Source organism: Streptomyces bambusae (assembly GCF_020532645.1).
Classification (GTDB): Bacteria; Actinomycetota; Actinomycetes; order Streptomycetales; family Streptomycetaceae; genus Streptomyces; species Streptomyces bambusae.
On the sequence record NZ_JAJAUZ010000093.1, the window covers coordinates 21060 to 27847 of the forward strand.

8 protein-coding genes are annotated in these 6788 nt (G+C 73.2%); 3 read left to right on the plus strand and 5 right to left on the minus strand.

The annotated features are described in order from the left end of the window. Positions 1–25: 25 nt before the first annotated feature. The gene (locus LG634_RS35175) at positions 26–760 is read left to right on the plus strand and encodes a DUF998 domain-containing protein (RefSeq protein WP_226740222.1); all 735 of its coding nucleotides are present in this window, start codon (positions 26–28) and stop codon (positions 758–760) included. Then, complete coding sequence (locus LG634_RS35180) at positions 757–1644, plus strand: alpha/beta fold hydrolase (protein ID WP_226740224.1); 888 nt, start codon at positions 757–759, stop codon at positions 1642–1644. Before LG634_RS35175 ends, LG634_RS35180 begins: the two co-directional genes overlap by 4 nt. 55 nt (positions 1645–1699) lie before the next feature. Here the strand turns inward: LG634_RS35180 and LG634_RS35185 are convergent, their stop codons facing one another. The 3 genes from LG634_RS35185 to LG634_RS35195 form a co-directional block, all read right to left on the minus strand. Beyond that, positions 1700–2389 carry a DUF305 domain-containing protein gene (locus LG634_RS35185; protein WP_226740236.1) on the minus strand — a complete coding sequence of 230 codons (690 nt, stop codon included), beginning with the start codon at positions 2387–2389 and terminating at the stop codon, positions 1700–1702. A gap of 2 nt (positions 2390–2391) precedes the next feature. Further along, positions 2392–3042, minus strand: a complete 651-nt coding sequence (locus LG634_RS35190; RefSeq protein ID WP_226740226.1) for a thioredoxin-like domain-containing protein — start codon at positions 3040–3042, stop codon at positions 2392–2394. 65 nt (positions 3043–3107) lie between these two features. Further along, on the minus strand, positions 3108–3515 hold the full coding sequence (locus tag LG634_RS35195) for a hypothetical protein (RefSeq protein WP_226740228.1): 408 nt from the start codon (positions 3513–3515) through the stop codon (positions 3108–3110). A 163-nt stretch (positions 3516–3678) separates the two neighbouring features. Between LG634_RS35195 and glnA2 the strand changes: the two genes are divergently transcribed. Further along, positions 3679–5040, plus strand: a complete 1362-nt coding sequence (gene glnA2 / locus LG634_RS35200) for a gamma-glutamylpolyamine synthetase GlnA2 (protein ID WP_226740230.1) — start codon at positions 3679–3681, stop codon at positions 5038–5040. A gap of 75 nt (positions 5041–5115) precedes the next feature. On the opposite strand, the gene LG634_RS35205 is transcribed toward glnA2, so the two are convergent. Continuing rightward, complete coding sequence (locus LG634_RS35205; RefSeq protein ID WP_226740232.1) at positions 5116–6381, minus strand: site-specific integrase; 1266 nt, start codon at positions 6379–6381, stop codon at positions 5116–5118. 68 nt (positions 6382–6449) lie between these two features. Further along, positions 6450–6686, minus strand: coding sequence for a helix-turn-helix domain-containing protein (locus tag LG634_RS35210; protein ID WP_226740234.1), 237 nt, complete (start codon positions 6684–6686; stop codon positions 6450–6452). Positions 6687–6788: the final 102 nt, after the last annotated feature.

Here is a 6788-nt window from a genome sequence, read left to right on the forward strand (position 1 = left end):
CACTCTGAGTAGGATTGATCCCGTTATGTCCCTGACTGGTACGCGGCCCGTCGCCGCCCTCATCGGCCTCGGCGCGGCGGCGTACACCGCCTGGGTGCTCGAAGTCGTCTTCTCCACCGGCCTCAACCCCGTCGAGACGTACGTCAGCGAACTCGCCGCCCAGGACCAGCCCCTCGGCGGCCTCTTCCGCGCCACCGACTTCACCGCCGGCCTGCTGGTCCTCGCCGGCGCCCTGCTGGCCCTGCTGCACACCGCCCGCACCCCCGGCGCCCGCCGCCCCTGGGCCTGGACCGGCTGGGGCGGCCTCGCCCTGTTCGGCGCCGCCACCGCCGCCGACGCCTGGCTGCCGCTGAGCTGCAAGCCCACCGTCGACCCCGAGTGCGCCGCCCGGGAGACCGCCGGCCTGGTCCCGGCCACCCACCAGGCGCACGCCATCAGCTCCAGCCTGGCCATGTGCGGCGCCCTCCTCGGAATCCTCGCCCTCACCCTCGCCGCCCGCCGGTACGGCTGGTGGCCGCCGCTCGCCCGCACCGGCCCGGCGCTCGTCGTCCTCGAACTCGCCGCCACCGCCTGGACCCTCACCGCCATCGCCCTGTTCAGCGCCGGCCACGGCACCTGGGCCCTGGGCGCCGGCCAGCGCCTCCAGGTGCTCCTGGTCGCCCTCTGGCTCGGCGTCCTCGCCCACGCCGTCGGCACCCAGCCGCGCCCCGCACCCCGTACCGGACCCGGCACCGCACCCCGTACCGGACCCCGCCCGTGACCCCGCCGCCGGTCCCGCGCTTCGACGGCTTCCTGCGGGTCGGCGGCCTCCCGCTGCACGTGCGCGTCGACGGGGACGGCCCGGTCTGCGTGCTCAGCGCCGGCCTCGGCCTCGCCTGGTTCGACTGGGACCCCGTGGTCCCGTACCTGGCCCCGCACCGCACCGTGGTCCGCTTCGACCGGCCGGGCCACGGCCTCAGCGCCCCCGCCGGCCGCGGCCCGGGCGCGTACGGCGCCCTCGCCGAGGCCGACCGGATCGCCGGGATCCTCGACGCACTGCGGCTGCCCCCCGGGCCGGTCACCGTGGCAGGGCACTCCATCGCCGCCTTCCACGCCGAGGCCTTCGCCCGCCGCCACCCGGAACGCACCGCCGCCCTCGTCCTCGTCGACGGCAGCACCGAGGAGCACCCGCCCGCCGACCCGGCCCCCGCGCTGCACGAAGCCGCCGCCCGGCTGGCCGGCCGCGCCCTGACCGCCACCGGACTGCCGGCCGCCGCGGGCCCGCTGCTGCGCCGGGCCGCCGTCCGGGCCGCCCGCACCGGCGGCCCCGATCCGGCCCCCCGCGCCCTCGTCCGCCGCTGCTACCGCACCGGCCGGGTCTGGCAGGGCGCCCTCCTGGAGAACGCCCACTACGCCCGGACCGCCGCCGAACTGCTCCGGCTGCGCGAGACCCGCCCGCTGACCGCCCCCGCCACCGTCCTCGCCGCCTACGACGGCTCCGGCCGCCCCGGCGCCCTGCGCTGGCAGGCCCGCCAGGCCGCCCTCGCCCGGACCCTCGGCGCCCGCTTCGACACCGCCGAGCCCGCCGGCCACCTCGTCATGGCCGACCGGCCCCACCAGGTGGCCCGGACGATCCTCGCCGCCCCGCACGCGTCCGCCCCCTGACACGCCGACGGGCGGGCCCGTTCCCGGACCCGCCCGCCTCCGACACCCGTACGCGCTACGGCCGCGGGGCCGCCCCGCGGGCCTTGAGCATGGCCGCCATCAGGTCCAGCTCCGACTGCTGGGCCTCGACCATGCCGCGGGCGAGGTCCCGCTCCACCGGGGTGGTGCAGCGGTCGGCGCAGCCCTGCGCCATGTGGACGCCGCCCTTGTGGTGGTCGGTCATCAGCTGGAGGAACAGCACCTCGGCCGCCTTGCCCTGCGCCTTGCCCAGCGCGGCCAGTTCGGCCTTCGTCGCCATGCCCGGCATCAGCGCACCCGGCTTCGCGGCGGGCATGCCGGCCATGCCGTGGCCCGAGCCGCCGCCGTGCCCGCCGTGGCCCGGGGCGCCGTCACCGGCGGCCATCCAGGCCATCGGCTCCCGCTCCACGTCCGTCTTCGGCAGACCCCACAGGTCCAGCCAGCCCAGCATCATGCCGCGCTGGTTGGCCTGCGTGTTGGCGATGTCGTACGCCAGCCGGCGCACGTCGGTGTCGGTCGTGCGGTCGCGGACGATGAACGACATCTCCACCGCCTGCTGGTGGTGGACCGCCATGTCGCGCGCGAAGCCCGCGTCCGCGGAGGCGGTGCCCGGGACCTTCGCCGCCCCCTCCGCAGTGCCGGAACCGCTCGCGGTGACCGCGGCGGTGCCGGCGAACAGCAGCGCGAGGACGACGGCGGCGATGCCCACCCAGTGGGCGCGGGTCAGCGTCACGGCTGGTCCAGCCCGCCCGTGCACGCCGCACCCGGCTCGGGGGTCTGCGGGCCGTTCACGTACTTGCCGAAGAACTGGGCGACCCGCGGGTCACCCGCCCCGTCCACGGTCACCTGCTTGCCCCAGGCGCTCAGCATGATCGCGCCTGCCTGGTCCTTCACCGGGCTCATCAGCGTGTAGGGGGTCTTCGCGACCTTCTCCTCCAGCTTCTTCACCTCGGCCGCCGGGGCCTTGTCGCTGTACGTGACCCAGACCGCGCCGTGCTCCAGGGAGTGCACGGCGTTCTCCTTCGGCAGGGCCTTCTTGTAGACGTCGCCGTCACAGTTCATCCACGCCGGGTTGTGGTCGCCGCCGACCGGCGGGTTCATCTCGTACGAGACGGCCTTCGTGACGTGGTTGCGGCCGAGCTTCTTGGCGTCCCAGGTCTGCTCGCCCGTCACGGGCGCCTTCACGGCCGCCGCGGCGGCCTCCTTCTTGTCCGACTCCTTGTTGAGCACGTACGCGCCGAAACCGACGAGGCCGGCGACGACGGCGGTGCACGCCGTGATCGCGATGATCTTGCTGCGGCGCTCGCGGGCCTGCTCGGCGCGGCGCATCTCGGCTATCCGGGCCTGGCGGTCGTTCTGGGGTCGGGCGGTCTTGGCCATGGCTGCTGTGGTCCTTGTCCTTCTCGGAGGGGGGGGGGGGGGGCGCGGGCGGTGCGGTGCCGGGCTCAGTTCCGCAGCACTTGAAGGACATGCAGGTCGGGGGCGCGGGCCGGCGGCTGCGGCGGCAGCGCCCGGCCCGCCGCGCGGGGCCGCGGCGCGAGCACCGGCACGCCGGGCGCCTCGGCGGCCGGCGGCGGCACGGTCAGCACGGCCGGGGTGCCGTGCACCCGGCCCGAGCAGCCCGGCATCCCGTCCGGGCACTCGTACACCGGCCGGTCCGCAGCGGCCCGGCCCGGGCCGTACCCGGCGGGGCTGTGGTGCGGTGCGGCCGCCGCGGTGCGCAGCGCCCCGCCGGCATGCCCGCCGAACGGCCCGCCGCACAGCAGCAGGGCCGCCACCAGGGCGCCCAGAGCGCACACCAGAGCAGCCGGCCGCGTGACGCGCCGGCGGCCGAAGTGATCCCTGCCCCCCATGGCCGCAGATGGTAATGCTCATGCCGCCCCGACGGTCAGTGCGGGGGTGTCACAGCCCGATGGGGGCCCGTAATGTGGCCGAAACCACGGGCCGCGATACTGAGGGCGCTCCCCGACCCGCCGCTGGTGGTGCACAGGCCGTCTGAACTGCGAGGATGAAGGCATGGACAAGCAGCAGGAATTCGTCCTCCGGACGCTTGAGGAGCGCGACATCCGGTTCGTGCGCCTGTGGTTCACCGACGTGCTGGGCTTCCTCAAGTCGGTGGCCGTCGCGCCCGCCGAGCTTGAGCAGGCGTTCGACGAGGGCATCGGCTTCGACGGCTCCGCGATCGAGGGCTTCGCCCGCGTCTACGAGTCGGACATGATCGCCAAGCCGGACCCGGGGACCTTCCAGATACTGCCGTGGCGGGCCGAGGCCCCGGGCACCGCCCGCATGTTCTGCGACATCCTGATGCCGGACGGCTCGCCGTCGTTCGCGGACCCCCGCTTCGTGCTCAAGCGGATCCTCGCCAAGACCTCCGACCTGGGCTTCACCTTCTACACCCACCCGGAGATCGAGTTCTTCCTGCTGAAGGACAAGCCGCTCGACGGGTCCCGGCCGGTGCCCGCCGACAACTCCGGCTACTTCGACCACACCCCGCAGAACGTCGGCATGGACTTCCGCCGGCAGGCCATCACCATGCTCGAATCGATGGGCATCTCCGTCGAGTTCAGCCACCACGAGGGCGCCCCCGGCCAGCAGGAGATCGACCTCCGGTACGCCGACGCGCTGTCCACCGCCGACAACATCATGACGTTCCGCCTGGTCATGAAGCAGGTCGCGCTGGAGCAGGGCGTGCAGGCCACCTTCATGCCCAAGCCGTTCTCGGAGTACCCCGGCTCGGGCATGCACACCCACCTCTCCCTCTTCGAGGGCGACCGCAACGCGTTCTACGAGTCCGGCGCCGAGTACCAGCTCTCCAAGGTCGGCCGCTCCTTCATCGCCGGCCTGCTGCGGCACGCCGCCGAGACCGCCGCCGTCACCAACCAGTGGGTCAACTCGTACAAGCGCATCTGGGGCGGCTCCTCCCGCACCGCCGGCTCCGGCGGAGAGGCCCCCTCCTACATCTGCTGGGGCCACAACAACCGCTCGGCCCTGATCCGCGTCCCGATGTACAAGCCCGGCAAGATGGGCTCCTCCCGCATCGAGGTCCGCTCGATCGACTCCGGCGCCAACCCGTACCTGACGTACGCCGTCCTGCTGGCCGCCGGCCTCAAGGGCATCGAGGAGGGCTACGAACTCCCCGCCGGCGCCGACGACGACGTCTGGGCCCTCTCCGACGCCGAACGCCGCGCCATGGGCATCGAACCCCTCCCGCAGAACCTCGGCGAGGCCATCGCCCTGATGGAACGCAGCGAACTGGTCGCCGAAACCCTGGGCGAGCACGTCTTCGACTTCTTCCTCCGCAACAAGAAGCAGGAGTGGGAGGAGTACCGCTCCGAGGTCACGGCCTTCGAACTGCGGAAGAACCTGCCGGTGCTGTAACCGCAGGTCAGCGGCACTGTCGCATTTTTCTGACACTCCGGGCCGGTGGTCATCGACCACCGGCCCGGGGCCGTCTCACCCCTCCTGGGCCGTCTGTGGGCCGTCTGCCGTCGGGCCGGCGGCCCGGTAGACGTCGTCCATCGCCTTCAGGGTCCGCTCGTGGCTGCTCGGCATCAGGTGCGTGTAGACCCGGAGCGTGAAGCCCGGATCGCCGTGCCCGAGGTACGTGCTCAGCGCCTTGATGTTCTCCCCGGCGTCCAGCAGCACGGACGCGTAGAAGTGCCGCAGCGCGTGCATTCCGTGCTCGCGGGCCGCTTGGTGACGCTCGCCCGGCTTCGGCTCCGGGATGACGCCGGCCTGCACGAGGGCGAACTTCCACACGCGGGTGTTGAAGTCGGTCCGCCGCACCGCCCCGCCGCCCGGCAGGGAGAACAGCAGCCGCTTGGTGACCAACGGGCCGTCCGGCTTGAGCCAGGGGAGCGTGACGTCCACGGGCGGGAATGCCTCGCGGTGCTCCCTCAGCACCTGCGCGACGTGCCGGGGGAGCGGTACGTCCCGCTCCTTCCCTCGCTTGGGCGGGCCGAAGACGAGCCGTCCGTTCGCCACCTTCACCTGATTTGCCACCCGCAGCCATTCCCCGCGGAAGTCGTCCGGGTCATCCGGCAGGCCGAAGATTTCCCCCTGGCGGAGCCCGAGACCGCCGCCGGCGTCAGCCACCGCCTGATACCGCTTGGGCAGTGCGGCGCGGACGGCGAACAGCCGCTCGGGGGTCCACGGCTTGACCCTCGGGGCAACCAGGGCGGGGGCCCGCACGGTGCCGGCCTTGCACGGGTTCCGCGCCAGCAGCTCGTCATCGACCGCGGCCGCCAGCACGGCAGACACGCTCGCGAAGATCACGCGCCGGTACGAGGACACCGGCAGGACCCGTTCCAGCTCGCTGAGCCAGTCGCGGATGTGCTCCGGACGGAACGAGTCGATGGGGCGAGTGCCGAGGTACGGGAAGGCGTGCCGGCGGATCTGCACCGCGACGGACGTCTGTGTGGTGGCGTCCGTCGTCTGCGACGCGAGCCACTTCTCGCCGTACTCCCGGAACGTGATCCGGCCGGCGGCAGGGTCGATGTACTGGCCACGGGACATGTCCGCCTCGATGGCCGACAGCCACTTCTCTGCGAGGCGCTTCTGCTTGTCGGGAAAGCTCTTGGACTTCTCCGTGCCGTCCGGACCGATGTACCGGGCGCGGTAGCGGAGACCGGAGCCGTACCGGTCGCTTTTGACCCGGCGAGTCTTGCCGTCGGGCCCCACTTCGGTCTTGAACCAGCGGTCTTGGATGTGGCCTGCCACGTGCGGGTCCTTTCGGGGAACGCGGTGAGGGCGGGCCCGTGTGGGCCCGCCCTCGGTGGTGGGTGGTGTCAGGCGGCCTGGCTGAGGTCCGCCTGCATCTGCTGGGCGGCCCAGTCGTGGACAGCCTGCGGGTCGTAGCGGACGTGCTTGCCGACGCGGAAGCCGGGCGGGCCGGTGCGCTTCTTGCGCCACTGGTAGACGGTCTCCAGGGGCACGCCGAAGAGTTCGGCGATGTCGTCGGGGGTGAGGTAGCGGTCGGGGAGGCCGCCTCGGAGGGTGGCGCGGGGGTCGCTGTGCGGGGGCATGGGTCCTCCGGCTGATGCGACGGGCAGGGAACAGGTGGGGGTGGCGGGTCGGTGTGTGTCCGACGTCTGGATTTCTGCGTCACCGTGTCACTTGCGTCATTT

Bases quoted from the DNA above. Each gene is read 5' to 3' on its own strand.
- LG634_RS35175 (WP_226740222.1), top strand. From the start codon at position 26: ATGTCCCTGACTGGTACGCGGCCCGTCGCCGCCCTCATCGGCCTCGGC.
- LG634_RS35190 (WP_226740226.1), bottom strand. From the start codon at position 3,042: ATGGCCAAGACCGCCCGACCCCAGAACGACCGCCAGGCCCGGATAGCC.
- LG634_RS35195 (WP_226740228.1), bottom strand. From the start codon at position 3,515: ATGGGGGGCAGGGATCACTTCGGCCGCCGGCGCGTCACGCGGCCGGCT.
- glnA2 (WP_226740230.1), top strand. From the start codon at position 3,679: ATGGACAAGCAGCAGGAATTCGTCCTCCGGACGCTTGAGGAGCGCGAC.
- LG634_RS35210 (WP_226740234.1), bottom strand. From the start codon at position 6,686: ATGCCCCCGCACAGCGACCCCCGCGCCACCCTCCGAGGCGGCCTCCCC.